Here is a 25,764-nt window from a genome sequence, read left to right as displayed (position 1 = left end):
GACATGAAGCCGCAGATCCTGCAACTCAATCCCATCCTGATTCCGGCGATCAACGACGAGCTCGCCAGCCTCTACGAGGTCAACAAGCTCTTCGAGATCGCGGATCAGGCAGCGTGGCTCACGGCGCACGGCGCATCGATCGAGGCCGTCATCACGGGCGGCCACACCGGCATCTCGCGTGCCATGCTCGAACAGTTGCCATCGCTCAAGGTGGTCGCCGTCAATGGCGTCGGCACCGATGCGGTGGACCTCGCCTACTGCCGCGAGCGCGGCCTGCCCGTTACCGCGACGCTCGGCGCGCTGACCGAAGACGTGGCCGATCTGGCCATCGGCCTGCTGATCGCGGCCTGCCGCAATATCGCCGCGGGCGATCGCTTCGTGCGCGACGGCCAGTGGGAACTGCATCCGTCGCCGAGCGCGATTCCGCTGGCACGCCGCTTCAGCGGCATGAACGTCGGCATCGTCGGCATGGGCCGGGTGGGCCGTGCGGTAGCCACGCGCGCGGCCGCATTCGGCTGCCCCATCCGCTATACCGACCTTGGCCGCATGGACGACGTGCCGCACGAGTTCGTCGCCGATCTGCGCGACCTCGCGCGTGCCAGCGATGCGCTGATCCTCTGCGCGGCCGCCGACAAGGCCGAGGGCATCGTCGATGCCGCGGTGCTCGACGCGCTGGGCCCGCGCGGCTTTCTCGTCAACGTGGCGCGCGGCCGGCTGGTCAACGAGGCCGACCTTGCCGAGGCCATTGCCGCGGGCCGTATCGCGGGCGCGGGGCTCGATGTGTTCGTCGATGAGCCGCGCGTGCCGCTGGCGCTGCGCGCGTCCGACCGCACCACGCTGCAGGCGCATCGCGCGAGCGCAACGTGGGAAACGCGTACCGCGATGGCGCGCATGGTGCTGGACAGCGTGGCACAGGGCCTGGCCGGGCAGCGTCCGGCGATGAGCCTGACGACCTGATTCCATTGCTCCCATGACGAACTACGTCTTTCCGCCCGCCCCGCCGGTCTCGCTCGCGGTAGACGGCTGCGACGCGCGCTTTCCGGTGGCACGGGTGTTCTGCATCGGCCGCAACTATCGCTGGAGCCCCGACGAGCCCAAACCCGCGCGCATGCCGGCATGGTTCATGAAGCCGGCCACGGCGGTGGTGCCCGCACATGGCGCGTTGCCGTATCCGCCGGCCACCGCCGAGTTCTGCCACGAGGTCGAACTCGTGGTGGCCATCGGCGACGGCGGACGCGATATCGACCCGGCGCATGCGGCCTCGCATATCTGGGGCTACGCGGTGGGGCTCGACATGACGCGGCGCGACCTGCAGCAGCAGGCCAGGCGCGCGGGCGATCCGTGGGAGCCGTCGAAGGCGTTCGATCATTCGGCGCCGTGCGGGCCGGTCGTGCCCGTGGCTACATGCGGCCATCCTCGCGCGGGGTCCATCTGCCTGGCGGTCAACGGCGTCGCGCGCCAGCAGGACGATCTGTCCGGATTGCTGTTTCCCGTGCCGGGGCTCGTCGCCATGCTGTCGCGCTCGGTCGCGCTGATGCCCGGCGATCTGATCTTTACGGGCACGCCGGCCGGCGTGGGCGCGCTGCAGGACGGCGACAGGATCGACGCGAGTATCGGTGGCATCGGCGAGTTGTCGATGACGGTCGCCGGCCCCGCGCCATGACGCGACGCTAATCCCCCAACAACGCAAGCGGCGACAGACCGCCGCGGCTTCCAACAGGAGACAGTCCTTGCACGCATCCCGAAAAATCGCCCTCGTGACCGGTGCCGGCAGCGGCGTCGGCAGGCTGACCGCGCTGGCACTGCTCGATGACGGCTGGACCGTCGTGCTCGCGGGCCGCCGACCCGAACCGCTGCAGGCGCTCGCGGCCGAAGCCGCCACGCGTGGCCAGCATGCGGTGGCCATCCCGACCGACGTGACCGATCCCGACAGCGTGCAGGCGCTGTTCGACGATATCGAGCGCGAGTTCGGCCGTGTGGACATGGTGTTCAACAACGCCGGCGTCAATGCGCCCGCGGTGCCGATGGACGAACTGCCGCTGGACAAGTGGTTCAACGTCGTCAACACCAATGTCACGGGCGTGTTCCTGTGCGCGCGGGCCGCGTTCGGGCTCATGCGCCGCCAGTCGCCACAAGGTGGGCGCATCATCAACAACGGCTCGATCTCCGCGCATACGCCGCGCCCGTTCACGGCACCGTACACCGCGAGCAAGCATGCGGTGACGGGCATTACCAAGGCACTGGCCCTCGATGGCCGCGCGTACAACATCGTCGCGAGCCAGATCGATATCGGCAACGCGCTGACCGAGCTGTCGGAACGCATGACGCGCGGCGTGCTGCAAGCCAACGGCACCACGGCGCCGGAGCCGATGATGGACGCGAAGCACGTCGCCAACGCGGTGCGCCATATGGCATCGCTGCCGCTCGATGCCAACGTGCTGACGATGACGGTGATGGCGAGCCATATGCCGTTCTCCGGCCGCGGCTGATGTAGACGGCCAAGCTCGCTCGATCAGAACAGACTACAAAAGGAGACAACGATGCAATTCCACAAGCTGCTCAAGACCCTCGCCGCCGGCGCGGCCCTCGCCGTGGCGTCGGGCGTGGCGATGGCGCAGAACTACCCCACACGTCCCGTCACCATCATCGTGCCCGCGCCCGCCGGCGGCGGCATCGACCTGATCGCGCGCGTGGTCGGCGAGAAACTGTCGGTCAAGCTCGGCCAGCCGTTTATCGTCGAGAACCGTCCGGGCGCGTCGAACAACCTCGGCACCGCGGTGCTCGCGAATGCCAGGCCCGATGGCTACACGATCGGCATCGTCGCCGGCAGCCATAACATCAACAAGTTCCTGTTCAGGAACCTGGGCTGGGATCCTGAAAAGAGCTTCGAGCCGATCGTCTACACGCACGAGATTCCGCTCGTGTTCGCGGTCTATCCGAAGCTGCCGGTGAAGACGCTGCCCGAGCTCGTCAGCTGGATGAAGGCGAATCCGGCCGAGGCCAAGGTCGCGACGTCGGGCCGTGGCAGCGCGCAGGAAATGGCGGCCGAGATGTTCCGCATGAGCAGCGGCGCGCCCGTGCTGCTGGTGCCGTACAAGGGCTCGTCGGCCGCGCATCCGGACCTGATCGCGGGCCGTACCGTGCTCTATATCGACACGATCAGCGCGATCGCGGAGCAGGTGAAATCGGGCAACGTGCGCGCGGTGGCGGTCTCGACGAAGACACGCGCGAAGGTATTGCCCAATGTGCCGACGGCCGAGGAGCAGGGGCTGAAGGGGTATGACGCCAATACCAACGGCGGCTTCCTGGCGCCGGCCGGCACGCCGAAGGACATCGTCAACAAGCTCAATGCCGAGATCAATGCCGCGCTGAAGCTGCCGGAAGTCCGCGCGAAGCTGGAGGCGGCGGGCATCGAGGTACAGGGTGGCACGCCGCAGCAGTACGCGGCCGTCATCAAATCCGATCTCGCGAAGTGGGGCAAGGTGGTGCGGGAGGCCAATATCCAGCCCGAATAATGGCGACTCAGGGGGCGACTCAGGGGGCGACTCAGGGGGCGACTCAGGGGGCGACTCAGGGGGCGGTCTTCAGCAATGGATAGGGGTTGATCGCGCCCCCGGCGGCATAGATGCCGTAGTGCAGATGCGTGGGCGTGCCCCGCGCGTTGCCGGTGTCCCCGACATAGCCCAGCGTGGTCCCCGCCTGCACACGATCGCCGGGACCGACATCCGCGTGCCGTTCGAGGTGCGCGTAGTAGTGCATCTGGCGTCCGGGGCCCATGACCCAGACAACGTTGCCGCCGAGCGTGTTGGTCCCGGTGCGCGTGACGATGCCCTCCGTCGCCGACAGCACCGGCCGCCCGCGCGTGGCGAAGATATCGATCCCTTCGTGCCGCCGGCCGCCCGATCTCGCCCCACCCCAGGTGTCGCGCAACGCCTGTCGCGTGACGCCTTGCACCGGCACGGGCAGCGCCGTCGGCGCGGGCAGGCTGGCGAGCCGCGCCGCGTAGATGGCACGGTCGATTGCCGGCCCGACCCATGGCCATGCGGCCCATGCGATGGCGACGATCGTCGCGGGCACCACCCAGCGCGCGACGCCGCGCGATGGCGATGGTGGCGGCGCGGGCGAGGGGCGCCTGTCGTTCCGGGGCGATGGCAACTCGGTCATGCAGGGTCTGAGTCCCGCCCGGGCCGGAAATTCCCCCGACGCCCGCCAACGCGGCAGCGTCCTACACGGCGGGCCCCGCAGGGCGCGTTGCACGGCTAAGGCGCGTGCAGCATGGTCCGCGCGGCGGCCATGACCTCCCTGCTCAATCCATCGAGCAGCGCGGACGCGGCACGCGCGTGTTGCCAGTAAAGCGGCACGTCCAGCGGCGCATCCGGCAGCAACTCCACGAGCGTGCCGGCCGCCAGCTGTCCGGCAATCAGCGTGCGCGGATGCAATCCCCATCCCATGCCCTCGGCCGCGGCAACCACGAACGCATGCGTCGAAGGCAATGTGTGCCGCGGCAGTTCGACATCGCGATGGCACAACCGCCGGACCCAGCGCGACTGCAGCTCGTCCTTGACGTTGAAGACGAGGCTGGGCGCGAGGGCCAGCGTGCCGGCACCGACGCCGTCCGCAAAATACCGCGCGACGAAATCCGGACTCGCGGCCGCGACGTAGCGCATCGCGCCGAGCGGCTGGCTATTGCAGCCGGTGACCGGCTTCGCGGTGCCCGTCACGGCGGCCATCACCGCCCCGCTGCGCAGCCACGCCGACGTGTAGTCCTGATCGTCCACGGCCACCTCCATCAGCACCGGATGCGCGGCGGCAAACCGGGCGATGGCCGGGGCTACCCAGCTCGCCAGGCTGTCCGCGTTCACGGCAATCGGCAGGGTGACGCGCGCCACCCCTTCGGGTGCGAGCGCGGGCAGCGTGCCCTGCAGTTCCTGCTCGAGCAACCGCACGCGGTCGACGTGCTGGCACAGGCGGCGGCCCGTTTCGGTCGCGCGGCACGGCTGGTCGCGCACGACCAGTGCGCAGCCGACACGCTCCTCCAGCAGGCGAATGCGCTGGGAGATCGCCGAGGGTGTCACGTTCAGCGCGCGCGCGGCACGCTCGAAGCTGCCTTCGCGGATCACCGCAGCCAGCGCGGATAAGGCGGAGTAATCCAGCATGTCGTTAAGTCCAGCTAATGTCGGTGAAGGCAAGATAGTTTGTCTTCATTCCGGAAGGCAGGCAAGCTGCGTGCATGGACTCCCTTGCACTCTCTTTCCCCTCTGCCTCGCTCGGCGTCTTCGCTCAAGGCGTGGCGCTGAGCTTCGGGCTGATCGTGGCAATCGGCGCACAGAACGCATTCGTGCTGCGGCAGGGCCTGCGGCGCGAGCACGTGGGCCTCGTCGTGGCGTTCTGCGCGGCGGCCGATGCGTTGCTGATCGGCGCCGGGGTGCTCGGCATGGCGCAGGCGCTGGGCGAACGGCCGGCACTCGCCCGTTGGCTGGCCATTGCCGGCGCGGTGTTTCTGGCGGTGTACGGCGTTCGTGCATTGCAGCGCGCGCGGCACGCGGCGCGGATGGACGCGGCGGCGAACGGCGGCGGCTTCAGCCGGCGCGCGGCGCTCGCGCAGGCAGCGGCGTTCACACTGCTGAACCCTCATGTGTATCTCGACACCGTCGTGCTGGTGGGCAGCATCGGCGCACAGCAGGCGTCCGCGCTGCGCATCTGGTTTGTGGCCGGCGCGAGCGCGGCCAGCCTCTGCTGGTTCGGCATGCTCGGCTTCGGTGCACGCTGGCTCGCGCCCTGGTTTGCCCGCCCGCTGGCCTGGCGGGTCCTCGATGCGGCCATCGGGGTGACGATGTTCGTCCTGTCGGGATTGCTGGTGCAGAAAGCGATGACGGGTGTCTAGCGTCCGGCTTCAGGTAAAACCCTCGGTGCACTCAATTCCTTCGGGCGCCCTACCGTTAATCCCCCGTAGGGGCTGACTGCGAGGGACCCGGGTAGCGGGTGTGCGCAGCAGAGCACGTCAACGCCTTCTGCGCCGCACCGTCATGGATATTCTTCGCTTCCGCCCGCTCCTGCTCGCCGCCAGCGTGTGCCTGGCCATGGCCGCGCCGGCCGCCGCCCAGACCACCATCGTGCTGTATTCCGAAGCCGGACAGCGGCCGCTGTCGTTCGAGGAAAACGGTGTGCCCAAGGGCGCCTATATCGAGAACCTCAAGCGCGTGCTCCGGCGCATGCCCGAGTACAAGGTGCAGATCCGCTTCGCGTCGTGGGCCCGCACGGTCGAGGAAGCGCGCAATGGCAACTCGGCCGGCATCCTCGGCGTCTACTACCGCCCCGCCGACCGACCCTTTCTCAACCACTCCAAGGCCTTCTACACCGAAGAAGTCGCCGTCCACTGCAACCGCGACTCCATCGAAGGCCGGACGTTCCGGACCTATCCGGACGACTTCGCCGGACTGCGGTTCGGCAACCAGCGCGGCTACCTTGCCCCGGGCAAACCGTTCTTCCAGATGGTGGCCAGCGGAAAGATCGAACTCGTCGAGGGTCATGAATTCCACGACCTCGTCAAGAAGATGCTGGTCCAGGAGATCGACTGCGTGGTCAACCCTAGCGTGGTCATCAACGAAGCGCTGATCACGCTCGAGGCACAGGGCATCCCGGAACGCATGCGATACAAGTCCCGCCGCGTGCTGACGATCAAGAACGAAACCGTTCATATCGGCTTTAGCAAGAAATACGAGGAGTCCCATCCGGAGCTGGCGCGCTTCCGGCAGTTGTTCGACAAGGCTGTGGATGAATAGAATGCTGACCTGACTCCCGAGATCGCGCTTCCATGCCTCTGATGCCTCCGGTTCGTTCGATCCGGAACAGGATGATCGTCCTGTTTATCGTTGCCACGACTACAACGCTGGGGGCATTCGCCGCGCATCGGCAATGGCAGCTGAGGCAGGATCTGGAGCAGCGGTTCGAGCGGACCCGCATGGAGGTGTCCGACGGCCTGCGGCAAAGCCTGGCCGGGCCCGCCTGGGCGCTCAACGTCGATATCCTCCGCACGACGCTCGAGGCCACGCTGATCCATCCCGAGGTCACCGGCGCGTGCATCTACTCTCCGGACGGCCACGAAATCTACGCCGAGGTGCATCGGCCTGCCTCGCATGCTTCGGCCTGCGCGACCACGCGCGAACACGATGTGCTCAGCGAAGTCACGATCTTTCCGCCCGACGATATCGACCCCGACCGTCGCAGGCAGCCGATCGGCAAGGCGATCATCCGCTTTACGCGCGACAACCTGCGGCAGACATTGCGCGCGGCCATGGTGCAAGGGCTGACCGAGGTGGTGGCGATCGACGTGGTGCTGGTGCTGCTGCTGACGTTCGGCCTGCGCATGGTCTTCGGCCCGCTCGAGCATCTGCGCACCGCGCTGTTCCGCCTGGCATCGAGCCAGGGCGACCGGCTCGACGAGCTGTCGCGGCTGGGCCGCACGGAATTCGACAGTGTGATCGACGGCTTCAACCGCGTGTTGCGCCGGCTGCAGGCGACGCAGGCCGAGCTCGTCGAGAAGAACCGGCAGCTGGAGGTCGTCTCCAAGACCGATCAGCTCACGGGCGTCTTCAACCGCCGTCATCTGGACGAGGTACTGAACAGCGCGCTGGCCTACACGCGGCACGATGGCATGCCGTTCTCGATCATCCTGCTCGACGTCGATCGGTTCAAGTCGGTCAACGACACTTACGGCCATCAGGTGGGCGACCGCGTGCTCGTGGAAATCGCGCGCTGCATTCTCGACGTCAAGCGCGTCACGGACACCGTGGGCCGCTGGGGCGGGGAGGAGTTCCTGCTGATCTGCGCGGACACCGACCTTGACGATGCGGTTCGGTTTGCCGAGAACCTGCGCGATGCCATCGCCTCGCGCCACTTCTCGGTCACCGGACAGATGACGGCCAGCCTCGGCGTGGCATGCGTGCAGGACGGCGACACGATCCATGGCACGATCTCGCGCGCGGACCAGGCGCTGTATCGCAGCAAGGAGCGCGGGCGCAATCGCGTGGAATATGCGCCCGCTCAGGTGGACGACGCGGACGACGCGGACGACGCCGATGGCCGCGTCGGCGATGCCGTGACCGGGTAACGCCGTCAGCCCCCGGTGCGCGGGCCGAAGCCCGAGTACGGCTTGAGGGCGATGACCTGCGGCGCCTGCAGAAAGCCCGACTTCACGAGCGGCAGGGCCGAGAACGCCTCGACGAGGCTTTGCGCATCGCCGCTCTCCGCGAGGATGGCCGCGCCACCGTCACCGCGCAGCCAGATCTGGCGGACGATGCCCTCCAGATAGAGATGGCGGATGAGCTCGGATTCCGCTTCGCGCTCGGTGGCGGTCGGCGGGTCCTGCGGCGCGGGCGTGGTGCGGGATACCAATACGAGAAACTGCATCGTCAACTCCAGAGTCAGGTCAGGCCTTCGACAATTCGCCATCGTTCAGGCGCCAGATACCACGTGGGTTGTCGTGCTGCAGCGCTTCCGGCAGCAACGCGTCGGGGAAGCCCTGATACGTGACCGGGCGCAGGAAACGCTCGATCGCGCCCATGCCCACCGAGGTGAAGCGGCTATCGGACGTGGCCGGGAACGGACCGCCGTGCGTGGTCGCGTACGACACCTCCTGCGGATGCGCGAACGCGTTGATCACGATGCGGCCCGTGCGGCGTTCGAGGATCGGCAGCAGGCGAGCGGCCAGCGCGTGGTCGGCGCGCTCGATATGCATCGTCGCGGACAGCTGGCCACGGAAGCGGCGCGCGATCGCGATCAGTTGCGCGTCGTCGCGCACGCGGACCAGCAGCGCCGAGGGACCGAACACTTCTTCGAGCAGGGCGGGCGTGTCGAGCAGCCGTGCGCCGTCGACTTCGAACAGCAGCGACTGGCCGTCCCATTCGCCCGTGGGACCCGCACCCGCGGCTATCTGCTCCGCGCCAGCCGCGCGCTGTGCCTCGACATTCTTGCGATAGGCGAGGTGGATGCCCGGCGTCAGCATCGTCCGCGCATGCATGGCGCTCACGCGCTCGATCATCGCCTGCTTCAGCGCGTCGTAACCCGCACCGTCGATGGCCAGCAGAATCGCGGGCTTCAGGCATGCCTGGCCCACATTGACGAGCATGCGTTCGGCAAACCCGTCGCCGATCGCCGCGCCGCGCTCGGCCTGCGCGGCCGGCAGGATAAAGGTCGGGTTCACGCTCGTCATCTCGGTGAACACGGGAATCGGATCGGGACGCTGCTGCGCGCGACGATACAACGCCATGCCTCCCGCCTCGGAGCCGGTAAACGTCACACCCCTGATCAGCGGATGATCGACGAGCGCTTCGCCGATGGCGTTGCCTTCTCCACGCACCATCGAGAAGACCCCCTCGTGCAGGCCCGCATCGCGCACGGCCTGCTGAATCACGCGCGCCTGAATCTCCGAGCCGCCCGGATGCGCGTTGTGCGCCTTGACGATGACGGGTGCGCCCGCGGCCAGCGCGGAGGCCACGTCGCCGCCCGCGACCGAGTACGAGATCGGGAAATTGCTCGCGCCGAAGATCGCGACGGGACCCACCGCGATCTTCTGCATGCGGTGATCCATACGCGGGCGCGGCTGGCGGTCCGGCTGCGCGGGGTCGATCGCCGCCTGACGGAAGCGTCCCTGGCGCACGACGGTGGCGAACTGGCGGAATTGCGTCGCGCTCTTGGCCGCCTCCATCAGGAATTGCGCGGCGGGCAGGCCGGTTTCCAGCGCGAGCCGCTCGGCCAGCGCGGACGCATTGGCATCGAGCCCATCGGCGATGCGGTCGAGAAACGCGGCGCGCACGTCGAGGCTCGTCGCGTTGTAGCTGTCGAACGCCTCGTCGGCCAGCTGCGCCGCGCGATCGACTTCGGCGGCGCCGCCGAGCGCGAAGTCGGGACCGAACGTCTCGTTGGTTGCGGGGTTGAGCGCCCGCATGGTGCCCGTGGTGGCGCCGACTTCCTGCGCGCCGATCAACAGATTGCCGGTGAGTGTCATGCTGGGCTCCGTTCGGTGGCGACGGGCAGCGCTGCAACGACTTCTGCCGTCGTGAGGATTTCATGGGCGAACGTGGGACCGTTCAAATGGTGCGCGGCGTGCATCATCTCCCGGGTGAACGCGGCGGTGGCGTCGCGGACGAGCGTCACGTGATAGCCGAGTTCCATCGCGAAGCGCGCGGTCGATTCGATGCAGGTATTGGCCAGCAGGCCGATGACGATCACATGCGTGATGCCCTGCTGCTTGAGCTGAAAGTCGAGGTCGGTGTTCGCAAAGCCGCTCTGTCCCCAGTGCTCGTGAATCACGATGTCGCCGGCCTGTGGAACGAAGTCCGGATGCCATTCGCCGCCGAACTCTCCCTTGGCGAATGTGTGCCGCTCCTGGATCAGGCGTTGCGTGGGGTTCGGGTGATCCCAGTTCTCGTAATCGCCCGGCTGCCAGCGGCGGTGGGGCACGTAGAACACCTGAAGGTCCGACGCGCGCGCGGCGGTCACGGTCGCGCGCAGGTTGTCGAGCAGCTTCACGTCGTCGGCGACGTCGCGCAGCATCGGAAACAGCTTGCCGCCGTGGGACAGGAAATCGTTGTACGGATCCACCAGCAGCAGGCCGGTTCTTTTCGCGGGATAGACAGGATTGGACATGTTGGACTCCATTCGGACGCTGGGGCGCGCCGGTGAGTCGAAGTATAACTATGAAAATCATAGTGTCAAGAAATACGCGGGATAGCGGGCGATTACTGCCCTTTCCGGAGCCACCGGCGAGTGGGCCGATCTGTGTTACTATGAAATAGATAGTGACTAGTGGAGGCGACCATGGCCGTCGCAAACGAAGCAACCCCCGCCACCACCGTATGCCCGGTGGCGCGCTCGACCGAGGTGGTCGGCGATCGCTGGACCATCCTCGTGCTGCGCGAGCTCTATATGGGCGCCACGCGCTTCGAGGAGATCCAGATCCAGACGGAAGCCACGCCACAGATGCTGACCTCCCGGCTCAAGGCACTGGAGGCGGATGGCATGGTCGAGCGCCATCCGTACAGCGAGAAACCGCTGCGCCACGAGTACCGGCTGACGGACAAGGGCTGGGCCTTCTACCCCGTGATCTACGCGCTGCGCGCATTCGGGGAAATGTGGTGCAAGCACGGCGAGGAAGTCGCGACGCGGTTCGTCCACCGCAAATGCGGGCACGACGTCGGGCTCGCGACCGTATGCCCGCATTGCGGCGAGCCCGTGGCCCGCAAGGACCTCGATGCCACCCTGGGCGAACGCTTCGCGGCCGAGCGCGCGGCCCGGCGCGAAGCCTTTAGGCGCCGTTAGAACGCCAGCAGGCGCACGCCGATCGAGGCATAGCCGTACGTACGGTCCAGCCGCGACGCGGTGGCCGCGTTGTACAGGAACGGCACCGTGCCGACGAAGTTGTTGAGGAAAGCCTGTCCGCGGATAAAGACGTCCACGCCCTTGTAGACGTTGTAGCTGAGCTCGACGCCGAACGTGTGGTTCGAGCGGATGGGCGATACCCCGAAGCGCGACATGCGGTCGTCAAGATCGCCGCGCATCAGGTACTGGAACTGGTAGCCCACCTGCGCGCCGAACCCCTGGTAGCGCCAGCGCCATGAGGCCCCCACGTTGATAAAGCCCGCCGTGTAGTTGACGTCCTTGCCGACGTCCAGCCCGAACTGCGAGGCATCGAGCGACAGGCTGGCCGAATTGATCGTCGCACCGCCGACCACGCATGGGGAGGCGAGGCTGCCGTTGGCGATATTGTTCGAACCGATCCGCACGTTGAAGTTGCAGCCACCGCGGTTCAGCCGCGTGGTGATATCGCCCACCGAAACGCGGCTGATGCCACCGCTGACGAATCCGGTCAGCGTGTTGTAGTTGCCGAGCCGGTACGAGTAGGCGATATCGGCCTGCCCCTGCACGTCGTTCGGATCATCGACCCGCAGACCGTTGAACGTGGTGCCACGCACCTGCGTCGGCGTCGATTTGGCCAGCGAGCCCGCGCGGTCTCCCCACGCCGACAAGCGGAACATCAGCCGATGCCGCGCCTGCGGATCGATCTCCGGTGTGTACTGCACGCCCACCTGCCAGCTGTCGATACCGTTGGTATCGGGCCCGTAGTCGATATTGCGCCGCCAGTAGGTGCCGAATGCCGACCACTGCTGCGTGAAGTTGAAGCCGGCGGATACGTGTCCCCCCCGATAGTCGCCGGCATTGTCATAGGCCGCGCCCTGCTTCGCGCGGACGTCGAACACATCGACGAACCGGTTGACGAAGTCGTAGCTCGCCTCGATCTTCAGGCGATGCAGGTCGCCGGCAATCGGCTCCGCGACCATGAATTCGTCTTCGGACGCCGCATGGGCGACGCCGGCTACCGTCATCCATTGCAGGGCCGCCACGGCTAGCGCCGCGGCCTGGGGCACGCGCGGCCGGGTATTGATCATCGTTGACTCCGGAGTCGGGATATGGGGCAAGGGCTCGGCGTGCCGGCCGCCTCCACGCGGCCGGCGCATACCTCGCACGTGGCGGTTCAGGGCTGGATCGCGATCGCGAACTTCACGCCATCGCCGCCCACGGTGTTCGCGCCGGTGCCTACCGACGCGGTCGGCAAACGCACGGCTTGCGCACCCGAGCCGATGCCGGCCTTGACATCGTTGCCGCTCGTCCCCGCCACCGCGAAGGTCGCATTGACGGTGCTGTTGGCGGAAGGCGTGAGCGCCAGGATCTGCGCGGACGTGAGCAGGCCGGTACCCTGGACCTTGCGGAACACTGTGTTGAACGGCAGGCGCATCGCACCGGTGCCGACATTGGCGAACAGGCTGTCGTTGTCGCCATTGCTGAATGCGCCGGACGCGTTCACGCTGCCCGTGATGCGGAACGACATGCCTGCGCCCGGCGGGATCGACACCGAACTCAGCGCGTTGCCGGTGAAACCCAGCACGATGCGCTCGATCACCACCTCGACCGTGTTGCCGTTGAACGCGTAGCGCATGCCGGCACGAACTTCCGATGCGCCGCTGCCGAACGGCGCGCCCTGCTTCGTGATGATCATCGCCACGTCGTCGAGGCGGCCGCCCGAGACGGACATGTTGTCGGCGAGCGGCATCGGTGCGCCGCCGTTCAGCGACACATTGCCCAGCTGCACGTAGTCGGACAGCGTGACGGCCGCCACCACGTCACTGATCAGGCCGCCGTTCACCGCGCCGCCGAGATCGTTCGCGGCATTCAGCACGTCCTGCGCGCTGCCCGTTGCCACCGCGGCGCCCAGGGCGGCGAGCCTGGTGCTCATCGACGCGTCGCCGAATGCCGCGGGGGCGATGGCGCTGACCAGCTTGTTGACGAGTTGCGACGATTCGCTGGCGACGACCTTGCTCAGGCCGCCCGACTGCGTGATGGCATCGAGCGTGGCCGTGGGGTCCGCGCCAAGCGTGATGGTGCCGAGCGCGGTGTTGATCGCCGACACCTGTGCGCCGATCAGCGGGCCGGCCAGAGCCGCGAGGTTGTCCGATACCGCGCCGATGTTGGACTGCAGGCTTGCCGGCAGGCTGCTCTTCGCGTTCTGCACGGACGCCTTGACGGCGGCCGTCACGGTGGCCGTCAAGGTGGCCGGATCGGTGAAGTCCACCACGCCACTCGCGTTACCGACAACATTGGCAACGGCATTGGCCGCTGCAGCGGCGGCGGCTTCCGCGCTCAGCGAGCCGCCGGCGCCCGCCGCCAGGCCCGCGAGCGAGCGGCTGATCTGGTTCACCAGCTGCTGCACGACCACCGCGGCCTTGAGCGCGCCGGCGTCCCGCATCGGGTCGAGGTTCAGCAGGTCCTTCCCGCCAAGTCCCAGCTTGTTGGCGAGCACCGCCGCCTGCGCGGGCCCGAGCTGCGCGACGAGTGTCGTCAGCGGCGATGCCACCGGGGTGACGCCGGCCTTGTAGTCAACGGCCGGCGATTGCAGCACGCCCGAGAACGGCAGCCTGGTGCCGATGTCGGTACCGCCCGCCACCTTGAGCGCGCTCTTTGAGCAATTCGGCGGAAACGTGAAGTCGCCGCTCGCATTGGTCGTCACGGTCTGGTTGCCGCAGTCGAGGAACGTGACCGTCGCGCCAGACAGGTAAAAGTCGACAGCCTTGCCGGAGACGGATGCCGGCGTCGGGCCGGTGCCACCGCCACCGCCGCTGTCCGAACCGCCGCCGCCGCCGCAGGCGACGAGCATCGTGGCTGCACAGGCGATGGCACCGAATGCCAGGGATTGACTCAGCTTCGTTTTCATTTGGCTCGCTTTCGAAAGGTTGGCACCAGCGCTGCTGGCGAATACCCCTGGATAGAACCGGTCGGCATCGTCGTGGCCGATCCGGGGACAATGGCTGGCGCGTCCGCGGCACTGCCGGACGGCCATTTCTGGAAACCTGAGGTGAGGGCCGTGGTGAGCCCTGTGGCGGCGCGGATCATGCCGAGCGCTCCGGCATGTTGGCGCGCGAGGGTCTGCGCCCCGCGGCGACGTCGCGCAACAGGCGATGCCATGTCGGAACGATGCGCGCGGGCGCGAAACCGCGTACATGTTCGCGCTGTCGCTCGGCTTCCTCCCCACCGACCGGCCTGGTTAGCGCGGCCACGATGGCGTTCGCGAGTGCCTCGGCGTTTCCGGGCGGGACCAGCGTGCCGAAGCGTCCACGGCCCACCACTTCCGACGGCCCGGACGGACAGTCGGTGGCCACCACGCGCGCGCCGCAGTACAGCGCTTCGAGCAGCACCATCGACAGGCCCTCGAAGCGCGACGACATGGCGAATACGCTGGCGTGGGTCATCGCCTGGTACGGCGGGTGGTATCCCGGCAGCTGGACGCGGCCTTCCAGGCCCAGTGCGCGGACTCGCTGTTGCAGCGTATCGCGCAACTCGCCCTCGCCGAGGATAACGAGCTGCACGGCTGCGTCCTGCCGCACCACGCGCGCGAACGCGTCGATCAGCACGTCGAACCCTTTCTGCCACGTGAGGCGGCCCACGGCGAGTACGTAGCGGTCCTCCGGCCACCATGCGGGCTTTGCTGTCGCGGTAGCGATGGCCGCATCGATGGCATCGATGCGCAGTGCGTTGTAGAGGCGGCAGATCTTGTCCGCATGGGCCGGCGCGATTCGCCACATCCCCTCCGCCACGCCATCGCTGACCGCAACGAGCCGGTCGCAGCGGGCAACGGCGGCGCGCAATAGCGTGAGATACAGCCAGCGGATGGAGGCGCGCTTGCGCGCGAGGAACGTGTCGAGGTCCTTGTGCAGCCACAGGACGACGGGGCGCCGGCATACCGCACCGAGGGCGACGGCGACGAGATAGGTGCGGAGTTCGAGCGCGCCAACGATGACGTCGCTCGCGCGTGCGGCGGCGAAGAGACCGCGCGCTTCCCGCCGGCCGCCGCCTGACGCGCTCGCGCGGACTTCGCGGCCATTGACGGCCAGGTTCGGTGGCAGGCTGGCCTTGACCGGCGCATCGCGCAATAGCCGCACGCGCGCGTCGCAGCCTTCGGTGGCCAACTGGCCGACGAGGTTCAGCGTGACCGCTTCCGCGCCGCCGCCACCAAGGTCCGGGAGCAGGAACAGCGGTTTCATGCGGCACCTCCCGCCAGCAGGCCCAGCCCGATCACGCCCGGGGCGCTCAGCAGTTCGCAGCCGCGCGTGGCGAATTTTTCGTAGAGCGCGTCCGTCGCCGGATTGCGGTCCGGATGCGTGAGCACGACCTTGCGCAAGCGCGGATGATCGATGTTCATCAGCGCGGCACTCCGCACCGTGAACACGGTCACCGACTCGTACAGATCCAGCTGACCGAGCAGATACTCCTCGGCGATCAGCGGCGTATCCACGAGCTCGAACGCGCCACTGGGCCGCCCCTCGCGCGGATGCGGCAGATACTCGTCGATCTGCAGCGACGCCACGACATCCGCGTAGATGTCCGCGATCCCCACCATCCCCGGATCTGTCAGCGGCTGGCCAAGAAAGATGCGCCGTTCCCCAGGATGCCGCGCGAGCGAAGACACCGCCGGTCGATCGGTCCGCAGCAGCACGGGCTGCAGCAGCGCGTTGTGCACGATGTTGTCGAACTCGGGGTACAGCGTGTAATGCGCCTGGCTGCGCGCGCGAATCCAGTGCAGATCGACCTCCCCGCGCAGATAGCGAATCAGCACCGCATGCAACGGCGACCGCCGCGCCGCGCGAAAGTACGCGCTGCCGCGATCGACGTTGGACGTCCCGTCGTCATATGTCACGATCGAGCCGAACCCGTGCTTCTTGATCGTGTACTGGGAGTAGAAGTTGTCGATGCTCGCCAGCCCGATCTCGTGCTCGGCCTCCGCGCGCACCGCCCGCAGCGCATGCCGGAAGCGCGCGAAGTTCGTCGGAAACCTGCTGTCGACGACCACATACGCGGCGGCCACCGCCCGTTGCGCCAGCCGGTCGTAGTAGCGGCGCTGCTTCGCGTTGTCGACGCACGTGTAGTAGATAAGCCGGAAATCGCGCGTGCCTCGCGCATCGAGCATCGCGCGGGCGATCAGCGTATGTAGCGGCGTGCAGCAGATGACTAGCATGGGTTGCTCCAGACGCGCCTCACGGACGCGAATCGGGGATCTCGGGAATGCCGGGGATATCCGGCGCGACGATCGCCGCACCGCCAAACCACGGCAGCGGACAGGCCCGCTGCGCGAGGTACCACGTGAATCCGCACCGGCACGCCATGCCGAAGGCGAAGCCCATGCCGATGCCCGCAATGCCGACGCGCGGCGCCAGCCATGTCCCGACCAGCAGGCCGGCGCCACCGGCGATCGGCGTGGCCAGGCCCAGCAACCGCGTCCGCCGCGTGAGATACAGGCTGTGCGTCAGCAGCAGATACACCGCATGGCAGCCATACCCGAGCGCAATCCAGGGCAGCACGCGCGCGGCCTCGCGATACGCGGGTCCCGCCATCAGCGCGACGAGCCATGGCGACAGCGCCAGCAGCACGACGGCGCCCGCCGCCGCCAGTGCAATCAGCCGCCAGTACGCATGCACGAGCACCGCGTGGTCGCCCGGCGCCTTGCCGCGCAGGCGCGCATAGGCCCATGGCGTCAGCGCCTTGTTGACGCCGTCCGCGACCAGGCCGAACCCGACGCCGATCTGCGCGGCCACCATGTAGATGCCCGCCGCATCGAGGCCAAGCGTCTGCGTGGCGATCCACCGTTCGGCACCCACGAGCAGAAAGCCACCCAGAAAATGCGGAATCAACGGGACCGAGAAAGCCGCGACCTCGCGCACCGCCTCACGCACTGCCTCGCGCGCACGCGGGCACGACCAGGCGCAGGCCAGCCAGCCGCCGCGCCACAGGCACCCGAGCGCGAATGCGCCGGTAATCCACGCGCCGATCGCCTGCCCCCAGATGCGCCCGGACTCGTCGTGCGTGACCCAGAGCACGAGCGCCAGCGACAACGCGATGCCGGCGCCCGCACTGCCGATTTGAAATGCGGCGAAGCGCCACGCGCGCCGCTGCATCATCCATACGCCCACGCAGACTTGCGCGACCGTCATCGCGCCGGCCGCCGGCACGGCAAGCCAGACCCAGTGCGCGTCGAGTCCCGTGAATCGGGCGATCGCGTCACTTGCCATCGTGACCGGCAACGCGAGCAGCAGCGTGCTGGCCGCCACCACGATCGCCCCCGCCACGACCCAGCCGCGAAACGCTTCCGTCGCCCGCGCGTCGTAGCGTGCGTTGATGGCGCCCTGCACGCCCGCGCCGGTCAATGCCGAACACACGCTGATCAGCATCCCGAACATTGCGATCCGCCCGTAGTCGGCCACGGGCAGCACGCGCGTCAGCACGGCCATCAGCAGGAACGGCAGCAACCCGTTGACGACGTTGGCGGCCGCGTAGACCGCCGCGCTGGAGACGCCTCGCATCGGCGTCATGGCAGCTCCGGCCGCGGCTTGGGATGCAGCGAGGGCATCGTCGTCTTTTCGCCGAAGTAGATATCGAGCGACCGCCGCGCGAAGGCTTCCTTGCCGAAACGCGCATGCGCGGCGCGGCGAGCCGCCTCCCCCATCCGTGCGCGCAAGGATGCATCGCGCACGAGCTGCCAGGTGTAGGCGATCAGTTCCTCGTCGGAGCCCGCGACAAACCCCGTGACACCGTGCCGCACGATGTCCCGGTTGCCCGACACGCGGCTCACGACGGCCGGGATGCCCATGGCCTGCGCTTCGATCAGCGCGATCGGCATGCCCTCCCACAGCGAGGTCATGACGAAGATGTCGGAGGTAGCCAGCTCCCGCAGCAGCGCATCGCGCTCGAGCCAGCCCGTGATCCGTACCGGCGTTCCCGCGAGCCAGCGCCGGCGCACGTCGTCATCGCCGTCGCCAAGCCAGTCGAAACACGTCGCGTCCGGATCCGCCAGCGCGCGCGCCATCAGGCCGAAGCGCCACGGCGCCTTCGCATACGTGACGCGGCCGCTGGTCACCACGCGCACGCGTCCACCGCCCTCGCGCCCGCCCGGGCGCGCCGCCGTGTCGAGGTCGATCGCATTCTCGAGCAGGCACGTCCGGCGGCTGCGCACCGCAAGCCGCGCGTAGCGCGCCTCGCTCGCCGAGCACGCCGTGACACGCGCGCCCAGCAACCCGAGCGCCTGTTCGATACGCAGGAACATCCCGCGCTTGCGCGCGGAGATATCGCGCCGCAGGAATGCAAAACCGTGCGGCGAGTAGCACGTACGGCCGATCAGCCCCGACAGCAGCGCCGCCACTCGGCCGAGCGCGCCAGCCTTCGACGAATGCAGATGCACCGCGTCGGCGCCATGCCGGCGCAGCAGCACGGCCAGCTTCAGCACCGCGCCGAGATCGGACCATCCCGGCTCCGTCCGCATGTCGAGCACGATGCGCTGCACGTCGCGATGAAACCCCGTGTCGAGCACCGACACCGACGGCGTCTCCTCGCGGATCGAATGCACGACGATCACGCGATGCCCCGCGCGTATCTGCTCGTTGGCCAGCAGCTCGATGCAGTGGAGCACGCCGCCGCCCAGCGCTTCGGTCACATGAACGATCGTCGGCATCAGGGGCCTCGCCTTTCCAGGAAGATGCGCTGATGCCAGCCGAACACGTACAGGAAGATCGGCAGCATCGGCGTCAGGTGCTTGATATAGGAGCCGTAGTCGGGCTCGAAGATGCTCTGGATGGTCACGAACGCGAGCAGCAGCGCGACGCAACGCGTCTCGCGCGCGGGCTGGGCCAGCGCGTGTACCGCCATCGCATCGCGCAGCACGGTCCACAACCGCCGGCCGAGCACCATCGAGACCAGAAAGAACGCCGCGTACACGGGGTTGCCGTCGAGCAGCGGCACCGGCATGAACATCAGCAGGAACTGGAGGACCGCGTTGGCCCACTCGAGCGCGACGTTGCCGGTCGGCAGCAGCGGCAGGATCATCGTGTTCGCATTGGCGTCGTAGAGCCGCGTCTCGTTGACGGTGTAGCGGTAGAACGCGAGGTCCACGCCGAGCACCGTGTGGAAGGCCACCGCCAGCAGCAGGAACGCAAGCATCACGCTCGCGACGAGCATCGGCATATTGCGCGCGACGCGGAATACCAGCGCGTAGTAGCAATACATCGCGAGCACGAGGAACCAGTACGTGCGGAACCATGTCGCGTAGATCACGACGAGCGGCACCCATGCCAGCAGCCACTGGCGGCGTCCCCTGGAGAGCGAGAAGAAGGCGATCACGCAGAGCAGCACGATCGATTCCTTGCTGTACTGGCCCAGATAGATCGCACCCGTCACGCACGCGAAGCCGAACACGATCAGGTTCAGCAGCGCCCGCCGATCAACACGCTCGGGCGCCGGACAGCAACGCAGCAGGAACACGCCGTAGATCGCGACCGTGAGCAGCGCGGTGACCATCTGACTCTGCGCCAGCCCCGTCAGGTCGTATAGCCGCGCGGTGTTGTCGTAGGAATCGCCGATCTCGAATCCCTGCGTCTGGCCGAAACGCGACGCGATATTGCCGCTGTCGAAGAAGTACTTGCGTGGCAGGATCCACTGGTTCAGCGCGGCCAGCACGACTCCCGCGACGATCCAGCCGATCATGCCAAGGCGCAGCAACTCGCGGTTGCGCGACTGCCGCCCGAGGTCATGCACCCTGCGGAACGAGCCGTGGGAATAGCGGGCGTCAGTGCTTGGCGGGCGCATATTCGTAGGCCACGTAGCGATAGCTGCCGTACTTGCCGCCATAGCTCTGGCGGCCCGAACGCGGGTTCAGGTAGTTGAGCAGCACACCCTTGACGTTCACGCCGTTCTGCTCGAGGCGGCGCTGGATCTCCGCCAGCTCTCCGGCGCGCGTGCGGCCCGCGCGCGCGACGACGAACGTGATGCCCGCGAGCGGCGCGAGGATGACCGCATCGGACACGGCCAGTGCCGGCGGACCGTCGAGCAGCACGACGTCGTATTGCGCCGATACCTCGGCAAGCAGCGCGGCCATCGCGGGCGAATGGAGCAACTCCGACGGGTTCGGCGGCAGCGCGCCCGTGGACAGGAAGTCGAGGTTGTCGATGGGGGTGCGGTGGATCGCCGAGGCGAGCTCGCACGTGCCGGCGAGCACATCCGAGACACCGCGCTCACGCGTGCGGCCAAAGTACTGATTCAGATAGCCGCGCCGCAGATCGCCGTCGATCAGCAGCACGCGCTTGCCCGCGCTTGCGATCAGCGCGGAGAAATTGGCGGAGATGAACGACTTGCCCACGCCGGGCGTCGGTCCCGTGACGAACACGATATTGTTGGGCGCATCGATCATCGCGAACTGCAGCGCCGTGCGCAGGCTGCGCAGGCTCTCCACCGCGGGCTCGTGCGGATGCGTGATCGCCAGGAGGTGCGTGCCGGCGGCCTTCGCGCTTACCTGGCGCGTCAGCTCGCGCTGCGGCTGCGCCGAGGGAATCGTCGCGTAGACGCTCATGCCCACATAGCGCTCGATCTCGTCCACGTCCGTGATGCCGCCGAACATGCGGTCGCGCACGATCGCCGCGATCATGCCCACGAAAAGCCCCACCACCGCGGACACCGCCACCACGAGCCACGCCACGGGCTTGACGGGCAGTTCCGGCTGCACGGCCTCGTCCACCACGCGCACGCTGCCCACCTTGCCGGCCTTGAGCAGGCTCAGCTGCTGCGCGCTCTGCAGCAGGGCCAGATACAGCTCGTTGTTGACCTGCACGTCGCGGCGAAGCCGCACGACTTCCTGCTCCACGGCGGGCAGCTTGCGAATGCGCTTGTCCACGTCGCCGAGCACCCGGCGCAGCGCACCGATCTGTTCGTCGATCGTGCCGATGCTCGGATGGTTCGCGGCAAAGCGGCTGTTCAGGTCCGATCGCTTCTGCTCGAGCCCCAGCAGCTGCGTCTGGGCATCGACCGCATACTGCAGCGTCAGCCGCGCCTCGTCGCTGACATCGATCACGCCATGCGCGCGGCGATAGTCGTTGAAGCGCGCCTCCGCGCGTTCGAGCGTCGCCTTCAGCTTGGGCAGTTCGCCATCGAGGAATTCGAGCGACTTGGCCGCTTCCGCCGACTTGCGATCGACGTTCTGCCGCACATACTCTGCGCCGATCTCGTTCATCGTGCGCGCGGTCAGGTCCGGATCGGTCCCCTCCAGCCGCACGCCGATCACGCCCGACTGCTGCTTGCCCTTCTCCTGAATATCGAGCTGCTTCTGGATGCTTTCGACGATGCCGTTGCGCGAATGGCGCACGACCTCGAACTCCGCCCCAGCCCGCGCCTCCATCGCCGTGACATGCAGCGCCACGGCACCGTCGAGCGTCGGTACGATCAGCGTCTGGCCCACGGCGCCCTCGCGCGGCCCTGCCGCGCCATCGAGCGCCTTGCCGTCGAGCCGGTAGCGGCCATTGCCGAGTGCAACCACACGGAACGGCAGCTCCTCGAGCGCGCGCGGCACGTCGAAACGTTCCACCGCAATGCGCTCCGCGCCCCACGCATAGCCGCCCATGCCCATGAGGCCGGGCGTGGACAGGCCGCGCTGCCGGCGCGCGATCCAGTCGCCGATCAGCGGAAAGCGAACCGGATCCGCGTCGATATAGAGGCGGAGCTTGTCCACCGCGGTCGCCACCACGAGGCGCGAACGCAGGATCTCGATCTCGCCCGCCGTGACGGACTTCACCTGAAACAGGCTCGAGACGTTGGCCACGAGGTTGCCGCCGGCCGCCCCGTCGGTGCTGTCCTCCACCTGCAGCATGATGTCCGCGCGATAGACCGGCGGCGCCAGCACGGCATACAGCACGCCCAGGACGATGAACGCCGCGGCAATGGCCGCCACGAGGCGGCGGGATTCGAGAATGGTGTCGAGGTAGGCGCCCAGATCCACCTCGTTCGAGGTCATCTGCGGCAGCGTCATGGGAAGGTCTGGCTTCATGGGCTGAGAGAGCGTGGCGGTGCGCGAAGGGAGGCTGGAGGTCATGCCGGGTGCCGTTCAGTCCAGCGTGCGGATGCGCCGCACCCAGTCGTCGACGCCCCGCGCGATGTCATCCAGGCACGCGGCAAACACCGCGCGGCTCTTGCGATATGGGTCGGCGATATCGAAGTCTCCGTGCTCGCCCAGGCGGAACACCTTGCCGCGCGTGGCCACGCTCATGGTCTCGACCGTGCGGCGCTGCGCGCGGTCCATGACGAGAATGAGATCGGCCTCGGAACACATGCGGGCCGTGAGCGCATGGGCGCGGTGATGGTGGAGATCGATGCCGCGTTGCCCGAGCAGATCGATGGCGATGCCATCGGCCGGATGGCCGACCAGCGCCGAGATGCCCGCCGAGCGAATCGAGAGCGCGCCGAGCTGGGTGCGCAACAGCGCTTCGGCCATCGGGCTCCGGCAGATATTGCCGATGCAGACCACGAGGACGCGCTCGATCATCGGACACCTCCGATGCGCGTGCCCGTGTACACCGAGTTGACCGACGGCAGCAGCAGGCTGATCAGGCGGTTCCAGCGCACGAGCCCCGTGGTATCGACGTACACGACGTCGCGCGCCTGGAGGTCGAATCGCTCGGCAAGCGCGAGCGCGAATGGCGACTTGCTGTCGAGCCTGAAGATCTGCGGGGACTCCGCGCGGTTGCCCGCGCGCATGATGTAGATGGCGTTCGGCGCGGCGGTATCCCCGCGCACGCCGCCGGACTCGCCGAGCGCCTCGCTCAGCGTAAGGCGGCCATCGTTGCGCATCGGTACGCTGCGCGGCTGTAGCACCTCACCCGCCACCGTGACCTTGAAGTTCTCGCGCGGCAGCACGCGCACGATATCGTCGTTACGCAGCAGGACCGATCCCGGATTGATATCGTTGGCGACCATCTCCGGCAGGCTCAGCGTGTAGCTGCGGCCCGCGCGGCTCAGCACGATGCGGCTCTCGTCGCCGGTTTCCGCGGCCCCGCCTGCAGCCGCGAGGGCGGCCGGCAGCGTCATCGGCACACCCGTAATCGGCACCATGCCGGCCTGTCTGACTTCGCCCGCCAGGTATACACGCTGGCTCAGATAGGCGCCCACGCGCACGGTCACCTGCGGCCGCTTGATGAACGGCGTCAGGCGCTGCGTGACGATGGACTGGATCTCGATCTCGGTCTTGCCCGCGACCTGCACCAGACCCGCGTAGGGCAACTGGATCTCGCCGCTCGCGCTGACCATGTACCCGGACAGCGGCGGTGCCGAACCGGCCTGCGTCGGCAACGTGATGCCCGACGGTCCCACCGTGTAGGTAAGGTTCGGCGCAATGAGCTCCGGATGATCCCAGATGGTGATGGACAGCACGTCGTTGGGCCCCACGCGATAGGCGGACGGCGTGGCCGCGAGCGCCGCGTAGTGCTGCAGGATCTCCGTGCGTTGCGCGGCCGCCTGCTCGCCCTGCTGCCGCACGAGCGTGGGCGTGATCTGGGTGATCTCCGGCGTCGCATCGGGCGCGTTCGGGTCGATGGCGCGGTCGCGCGCGTCGCCGGATACCTGCATGCCCGGTATCTGCGCGCAAGCGGAGATCAGCGCGGCGGCCAGCACGATGCCGGCCCGCCGCGACAACTTGGCGGAAGCGTTCAATTGGATTTCCCCTCGAATTCGCGTGTCTTGCGGATCAATGGCCGGCCATTGCCGCCGGTCCTTGCCGCGTTGTTCGTTGGTGTGCCGCCCTGCCGGGTCCGGTACGGATTCAGTAGGCGTTGGCTCCCGTGAAACCCTTGCACAGCGTCATCCAGACGATGCGCATGTCGAGCCATAGCGACCAGTGCTGCATGTAATAGAGATCGAAGTACAGGCGGTCCGCCATCTTCTGCACCTGCTCGGTCTCGCCGCGGCAGCCGTTGACCTGGGCCCAGCCCGTGATGCCAGGCTTGACGCGGTAGCGCAGCATGTAACCCTTGAGCAGCGACTTGTATTGATCGTCGTGCTGCACGGCATGGGGACGCGGCCCCACCACCGACATTTCGCCGCGCATGACGTTGATGAACTGCGGCAGTTCGTCGAGGCTCGTGCGGCGCAGGAACCTGCCCAGCGGCGTGATGCGCGCATCGTTGCGCCGCGCCTGCGTGACCGTGCCGGCCGCTTCGGCGTGCACGACCATCGAGCGGAACTTGTAGATCTGGAACTCGCGCCCATCGATGCCCTTGCGCGTCTGGCGGAAGAACACCGGTCCCGGCGAGGTGGCCTTGATCGCGAGCGCGATCAGCAGCATCAGCGGGCTCAGGCAGATTAGCGCGGCGGCCGAGAACAGGCGGTCGAACACGGCCTTGAAGAACACCGCTTCGCCCGAACCCGGCGATGCGACGAGGTTGATCGCGGGCGCGCCGAGCAGCTCCGACACCTGCGCGGACTTCGGCACGAGGTTGCGGACGTTGGGCAGGAAGCGGATGTTGACGAAGTCGTGCTCGAACTCGCGCAGCACGTCGCCGATCGCGCGTTCCTCGTGCATCGGCAGCGCGAGCCACAGCTCCTTGACGCGCTGCTGCCGCACGCGCCGCGCGAACGCCGGCAGCGAGTTGTACACGGGCAAGCCCGACGCCGCGGCGCCGGACACGGCGCGCGCATCGAACACGCAGACCGGTACCCACCCCGCATTGGCGTGGGTCTGCAGCCGTTCGATCAGGCTCCTGCCATGTTCGTTGCAGCCGACGATCGCCACGTAACGCGTGTCGAAGCCCCGGCTGCGCAGCACGCGCATGATGCCGTAGGCCACCATGCGCAACACCACCATGGACACCCACGACAGGCCGTACCAGCCCACGTACCAGGCCGCCGGCTCGTCGTTCGCGCGGTGGAACAGCAGTGCGAGGGCGTAGCCCGCGAGCAGCGCGGAGGACCAGCCCAGTGTGAGACGGAACACGAGTTCCGTCATCGATCGGCCGCGCCACGATTGATAGACGCCGAAAGCAGGCATCATCAGCGCGCCCAGGCACGTCACCATGCCCGCGAACGCACTGGGCCACGCGCTCCAGCCCGCCATCGATCCGAGTCCACGGTAGGCGGCCATTGCCCCGAGCGCGACGCAGAACATGTCTGCCATGCGCGCAGCCAGCTCTGACGATACGACAGGCACGCTGTCGTATCGCGGATCTCCCGATACCATGATGTTCCCTGTTCCCTGCAGTGGCCGTCTCTGCGTCCGCGCGGCCCTTAACCTGCGTGCTGCACCGGTACGCCTTTTTCGTCGACGCTGCCGGCCCTGCACACTCCCCTTCAGTCCGCCGCTTGCCTGCCGGGGAGCGTGCGAGCGCGCCCTCGTGCGGCGAATCTGACAGGGAA

At 67.8% G+C, this 25,764-nt stretch carries 24 protein-coding genes; 8 read left to right on the top strand and 16 right to left on the bottom strand.

What is annotated here, in order from left to right; genetic code table 11:
- Positions 1-3 precede the first annotated feature (3 nt).
- From AAHB16_RS16325 to AAHB16_RS16310, 4 genes are all read left to right on the top strand, one after another.
- Positions 4-957 carry a 2-hydroxyacid dehydrogenase gene (locus AAHB16_RS16325; RefSeq protein WP_342051465.1) on the top strand — a complete coding sequence of 318 codons (954 nt, stop codon included), beginning with the start codon at positions 4-6 and terminating at the stop codon, positions 955-957.
- A 13-nt stretch (positions 958-970) separates the two neighbouring features.
- Complete coding sequence (locus AAHB16_RS16320) at positions 971-1,663, top strand: fumarylacetoacetate hydrolase family protein (protein ID WP_342051464.1); 693 nt, start codon at positions 971-973, stop codon at positions 1,661-1,663.
- Positions 1,664-1,730: 67 nt separating this feature from the next.
- Positions 1,731-2,489: an SDR family oxidoreductase gene (locus AAHB16_RS16315; RefSeq protein ID WP_342051463.1), complete on the top strand. Its 759-nt coding sequence runs from the start codon at positions 1,731-1,733 to the stop codon at positions 2,487-2,489.
- A gap of 51 nt (positions 2,490-2,540) precedes the next feature.
- Positions 2,541-3,515, top strand: a complete 975-nt coding sequence (locus AAHB16_RS16310) for a Bug family tripartite tricarboxylate transporter substrate binding protein (protein WP_150375369.1) — start codon at positions 2,541-2,543, stop codon at positions 3,513-3,515.
- Between the two features lie 55 nt (positions 3,516-3,570).
- Here AAHB16_RS16310 and AAHB16_RS16305 read toward each other — a convergent pair whose 3' ends face one another.
- Positions 3,571-4,164: a M23 family metallopeptidase gene (locus tag AAHB16_RS16305; protein WP_150375370.1), complete on the bottom strand. Its 594-nt coding sequence runs from the start codon at positions 4,162-4,164 to the stop codon at positions 3,571-3,573.
- A gap of 95 nt (positions 4,165-4,259) precedes the next feature.
- Positions 4,260-5,156: a LysR family transcriptional regulator ArgP gene (locus AAHB16_RS16300; RefSeq protein WP_150375371.1), complete on the bottom strand. Its 897-nt coding sequence runs from the start codon at positions 5,154-5,156 to the stop codon at positions 4,260-4,262.
- Between the two features lie 74 nt (positions 5,157-5,230).
- Between AAHB16_RS16300 and AAHB16_RS16295 the strand changes: the two genes are divergently transcribed.
- The 3 genes from AAHB16_RS16295 to AAHB16_RS16285 all read left to right on the top strand — a co-directional run bounded on the left by AAHB16_RS16295 (position 5,231) and on the right by AAHB16_RS16285 (position 8,110).
- On the top strand, positions 5,231-5,884 hold the full coding sequence (locus AAHB16_RS16295; protein WP_342051462.1) for a LysE/ArgO family amino acid transporter: 654 nt from the start codon (positions 5,231-5,233) through the stop codon (positions 5,882-5,884).
- 142 nt (positions 5,885-6,026) lie between these two features.
- Entirely contained in the window at positions 6,027-6,782 is a 756-nt protein-coding gene (locus AAHB16_RS16290) for a substrate-binding periplasmic protein (RefSeq protein WP_150375373.1), read from the top strand.
- 71 nt (positions 6,783-6,853) lie between these two features.
- The gene (locus tag AAHB16_RS16285; RefSeq protein WP_191002405.1) at positions 6,854-8,110 is read left to right on the top strand and encodes a GGDEF domain-containing protein; all 1,257 of its coding nucleotides are present in this window, start codon (positions 6,854-6,856) and stop codon (positions 8,108-8,110) included.
- A 5-nt stretch (positions 8,111-8,115) separates the two neighbouring features.
- On the opposite strand, the gene AAHB16_RS16280 is transcribed toward AAHB16_RS16285, so the two are convergent.
- Genes AAHB16_RS16280 through AAHB16_RS16270 form a run of 3 tightly spaced genes read right to left on the bottom strand, consistent with a single transcriptional unit; the run spans position 8,116 to position 10,647 of the window.
- On the bottom strand, positions 8,116-8,409 hold the full coding sequence (locus tag AAHB16_RS16280) for a hypothetical protein (RefSeq protein ID WP_150375375.1): 294 nt from the start codon (positions 8,407-8,409) through the stop codon (positions 8,116-8,118).
- Between the two features lie 19 nt (positions 8,410-8,428).
- Positions 8,429-10,006 carry an aldehyde dehydrogenase (NADP(+)) gene (locus AAHB16_RS16275; RefSeq protein ID WP_150375377.1) on the bottom strand — a complete coding sequence of 526 codons (1,578 nt, stop codon included), beginning with the start codon at positions 10,004-10,006 and terminating at the stop codon, positions 8,429-8,431.
- Positions 10,003-10,647 carry an isochorismatase family cysteine hydrolase gene (locus tag AAHB16_RS16270; RefSeq protein WP_150375378.1) on the bottom strand — a complete coding sequence of 215 codons (645 nt, stop codon included), beginning with the start codon at positions 10,645-10,647 and terminating at the stop codon, positions 10,003-10,005. The genes AAHB16_RS16275 and AAHB16_RS16270 overlap by 4 nt, the downstream gene beginning before the upstream one ends.
- A gap of 171 nt (positions 10,648-10,818) precedes the next feature.
- On the opposite strand from AAHB16_RS16270, the gene AAHB16_RS16265 reads away from it, so the two are divergent.
- Positions 10,819-11,319 carry a winged helix-turn-helix transcriptional regulator gene (locus AAHB16_RS16265; protein ID WP_150375380.1) on the top strand — a complete coding sequence of 167 codons (501 nt, stop codon included), beginning with the start codon at positions 10,819-10,821 and terminating at the stop codon, positions 11,317-11,319.
- On the opposite strand, the gene AAHB16_RS16260 is transcribed toward AAHB16_RS16265, so the two are convergent.
- The 11 genes from AAHB16_RS16260 to AAHB16_RS16210 form a co-directional block, all read right to left on the bottom strand.
- A complete protein-coding gene (locus tag AAHB16_RS16260) occupies positions 11,316-12,446 on the bottom strand; it encodes a hypothetical protein (protein ID WP_223851795.1) in 1,131 nt (376 codons plus the stop codon). The two genes, AAHB16_RS16265 and AAHB16_RS16260, sit on opposite strands and share 4 nt — an antisense overlap.
- A gap of 86 nt (positions 12,447-12,532) precedes the next feature.
- Entirely contained in the window at positions 12,533-14,266 is a 1,734-nt protein-coding gene (locus AAHB16_RS16255) for a hypothetical protein (protein ID WP_342051461.1), read from the bottom strand.
- Positions 14,267-14,441: 175 nt separating this feature from the next.
- Positions 14,442-15,593 carry a glycosyltransferase gene (locus AAHB16_RS16250; protein WP_342051460.1) on the bottom strand — a complete coding sequence of 384 codons (1,152 nt, stop codon included), beginning with the start codon at positions 15,591-15,593 and terminating at the stop codon, positions 14,442-14,444.
- Entirely contained in the window at positions 15,590-16,564 is a 975-nt protein-coding gene (locus AAHB16_RS16245; protein WP_342051459.1) for a glycosyltransferase family 52, read from the bottom strand. The genes AAHB16_RS16250 and AAHB16_RS16245 overlap by 4 nt, the downstream gene beginning before the upstream one ends.
- Before the next feature lie 19 nt (positions 16,565-16,583).
- Entirely contained in the window at positions 16,584-17,915 is a 1,332-nt protein-coding gene (locus tag AAHB16_RS16240; protein ID WP_342051458.1) for a lipopolysaccharide biosynthesis protein, read from the bottom strand.
- Complete coding sequence (locus AAHB16_RS16235) at positions 17,912-19,051, bottom strand: glycosyltransferase (protein ID WP_342051457.1); 1,140 nt, start codon at positions 19,049-19,051, stop codon at positions 17,912-17,914. Before AAHB16_RS16235 ends, AAHB16_RS16240 begins: the two co-directional genes overlap by 4 nt.
- On the bottom strand, positions 19,051-20,181 hold the full coding sequence (locus AAHB16_RS16230) for a hypothetical protein (RefSeq protein ID WP_342051456.1): 1,131 nt from the start codon (positions 20,179-20,181) through the stop codon (positions 19,051-19,053). The genes AAHB16_RS16235 and AAHB16_RS16230 overlap by 1 nt, the downstream gene beginning before the upstream one ends.
- Positions 20,162-22,408, bottom strand: a complete 2,247-nt coding sequence (locus AAHB16_RS16225; protein ID WP_446718101.1) for a polysaccharide biosynthesis tyrosine autokinase — start codon at positions 22,406-22,408, stop codon at positions 20,162-20,164. The genes AAHB16_RS16230 and AAHB16_RS16225 overlap by 20 nt, the downstream gene beginning before the upstream one ends.
- A 57-nt stretch (positions 22,409-22,465) precedes the next feature.
- On the bottom strand, positions 22,466-22,903 hold the full coding sequence (locus AAHB16_RS16220) for a low molecular weight protein-tyrosine-phosphatase (protein ID WP_150375392.1): 438 nt from the start codon (positions 22,901-22,903) through the stop codon (positions 22,466-22,468).
- Positions 22,900-24,066 (bottom strand): polysaccharide biosynthesis/export family protein, encoded by a 1,167-nt coding sequence (locus tag AAHB16_RS16215; protein ID WP_223851562.1) that lies wholly within the window; start codon positions 24,064-24,066, stop codon positions 22,900-22,902. Before AAHB16_RS16215 ends, AAHB16_RS16220 begins: the two co-directional genes overlap by 4 nt.
- Positions 24,067-24,175: 109 nt before the next feature.
- A complete protein-coding gene (locus AAHB16_RS16210; RefSeq protein WP_342051454.1) occupies positions 24,176-25,525 on the bottom strand; it encodes an undecaprenyl-phosphate glucose phosphotransferase in 1,350 nt (449 codons plus the stop codon).
- Between the last annotated feature and the right edge of the window lie 239 nt (positions 25,526-25,764).

It is taken from the genome of Cupriavidus sp. OTU4054 (genome assembly GCF_038440175.1).
GTDB lineage: Bacteria > Pseudomonadota > Gammaproteobacteria > Burkholderiales > Burkholderiaceae > Cupriavidus > Cupriavidus pauculus_D.
This window is presented reverse-complemented; position numbering and strand designations above follow the sequence as displayed.

Excerpts from the sequence above, each read along its gene's own strand:
- AAHB16_RS16325 (WP_342051465.1), top strand. The coding sequence starts at position 4 with ATGAAGCCGCAGATCCTGCAACTCAATCCCATCCTGATTCCGGCGATC.
- AAHB16_RS16320 (WP_342051464.1), top strand. The coding sequence starts at position 971 with ATGACGAACTACGTCTTTCCGCCCGCCCCGCCGGTCTCGCTCGCGGTA.
- AAHB16_RS16310 (WP_150375369.1), top strand. The coding sequence starts at position 2,541 with ATGCAATTCCACAAGCTGCTCAAGACCCTCGCCGCCGGCGCGGCCCTC.
- AAHB16_RS16305 (WP_150375370.1), bottom strand. The coding sequence starts at position 4,164 with ATGACCGAGTTGCCATCGCCCCGGAACGACAGGCGCCCCTCGCCCGCG.
- AAHB16_RS16300 (WP_150375371.1), bottom strand. The coding sequence starts at position 5,156 with ATGCTGGATTACTCCGCCTTATCCGCGCTGGCTGCGGTGATCCGCGAA.
- AAHB16_RS16295 (WP_342051462.1), top strand. The coding sequence starts at position 5,231 with ATGGACTCCCTTGCACTCTCTTTCCCCTCTGCCTCGCTCGGCGTCTTC.
- AAHB16_RS16290 (WP_150375373.1), top strand. The coding sequence starts at position 6,027 with ATGGATATTCTTCGCTTCCGCCCGCTCCTGCTCGCCGCCAGCGTGTGC.
- AAHB16_RS16285 (WP_191002405.1), top strand. The coding sequence starts at position 6,854 with ATGATCGTCCTGTTTATCGTTGCCACGACTACAACGCTGGGGGCATTC.
- AAHB16_RS16280 (WP_150375375.1), bottom strand. The coding sequence starts at position 8,409 with ATGCAGTTTCTCGTATTGGTATCCCGCACCACGCCCGCGCCGCAGGAC.
- AAHB16_RS16275 (WP_150375377.1), bottom strand. The coding sequence starts at position 10,006 with ATGACACTCACCGGCAATCTGTTGATCGGCGCGCAGGAAGTCGGCGCC.
- AAHB16_RS16270 (WP_150375378.1), bottom strand. The coding sequence starts at position 10,647 with ATGTCCAATCCTGTCTATCCCGCGAAAAGAACCGGCCTGCTGCTGGTG.
- AAHB16_RS16265 (WP_150375380.1), top strand. The coding sequence starts at position 10,819 with ATGGCCGTCGCAAACGAAGCAACCCCCGCCACCACCGTATGCCCGGTG.
- AAHB16_RS16260 (WP_223851795.1), bottom strand. The coding sequence starts at position 12,446 with ATGATCAATACCCGGCCGCGCGTGCCCCAGGCCGCGGCGCTAGCCGTG.
- AAHB16_RS16255 (WP_342051461.1), bottom strand. The coding sequence starts at position 14,266 with ATGAAAACGAAGCTGAGTCAATCCCTGGCATTCGGTGCCATCGCCTGT.
- AAHB16_RS16250 (WP_342051460.1), bottom strand. The coding sequence starts at position 15,593 with ATGAAACCGCTGTTCCTGCTCCCGGACCTTGGTGGCGGCGGCGCGGAA.
- AAHB16_RS16245 (WP_342051459.1), bottom strand. The coding sequence starts at position 16,564 with ATGCTAGTCATCTGCTGCACGCCGCTACATACGCTGATCGCCCGCGCG.
- AAHB16_RS16240 (WP_342051458.1), bottom strand. The coding sequence starts at position 17,915 with ATGACGCCGATGCGAGGCGTCTCCAGCGCGGCGGTCTACGCGGCCGCC.
- AAHB16_RS16235 (WP_342051457.1), bottom strand. The coding sequence starts at position 19,051 with ATGCCGACGATCGTTCATGTGACCGAAGCGCTGGGCGGCGGCGTGCTC.
- AAHB16_RS16230 (WP_342051456.1), bottom strand. The coding sequence starts at position 20,181 with ATGCGCCCGCCAAGCACTGACGCCCGCTATTCCCACGGCTCGTTCCGC.
- AAHB16_RS16225 (WP_446718101.1), bottom strand. The coding sequence starts at position 22,408 with ATGAAGCCAGACCTTCCCATGACGCTGCCGCAGATGACCTCGAACGAG.
- AAHB16_RS16220 (WP_150375392.1), bottom strand. The coding sequence starts at position 22,903 with ATGATCGAGCGCGTCCTCGTGGTCTGCATCGGCAATATCTGCCGGAGC.
- AAHB16_RS16210 (WP_342051454.1), bottom strand. The coding sequence starts at position 25,525 with ATGGCAGACATGTTCTGCGTCGCGCTCGGGGCAATGGCCGCCTACCGT.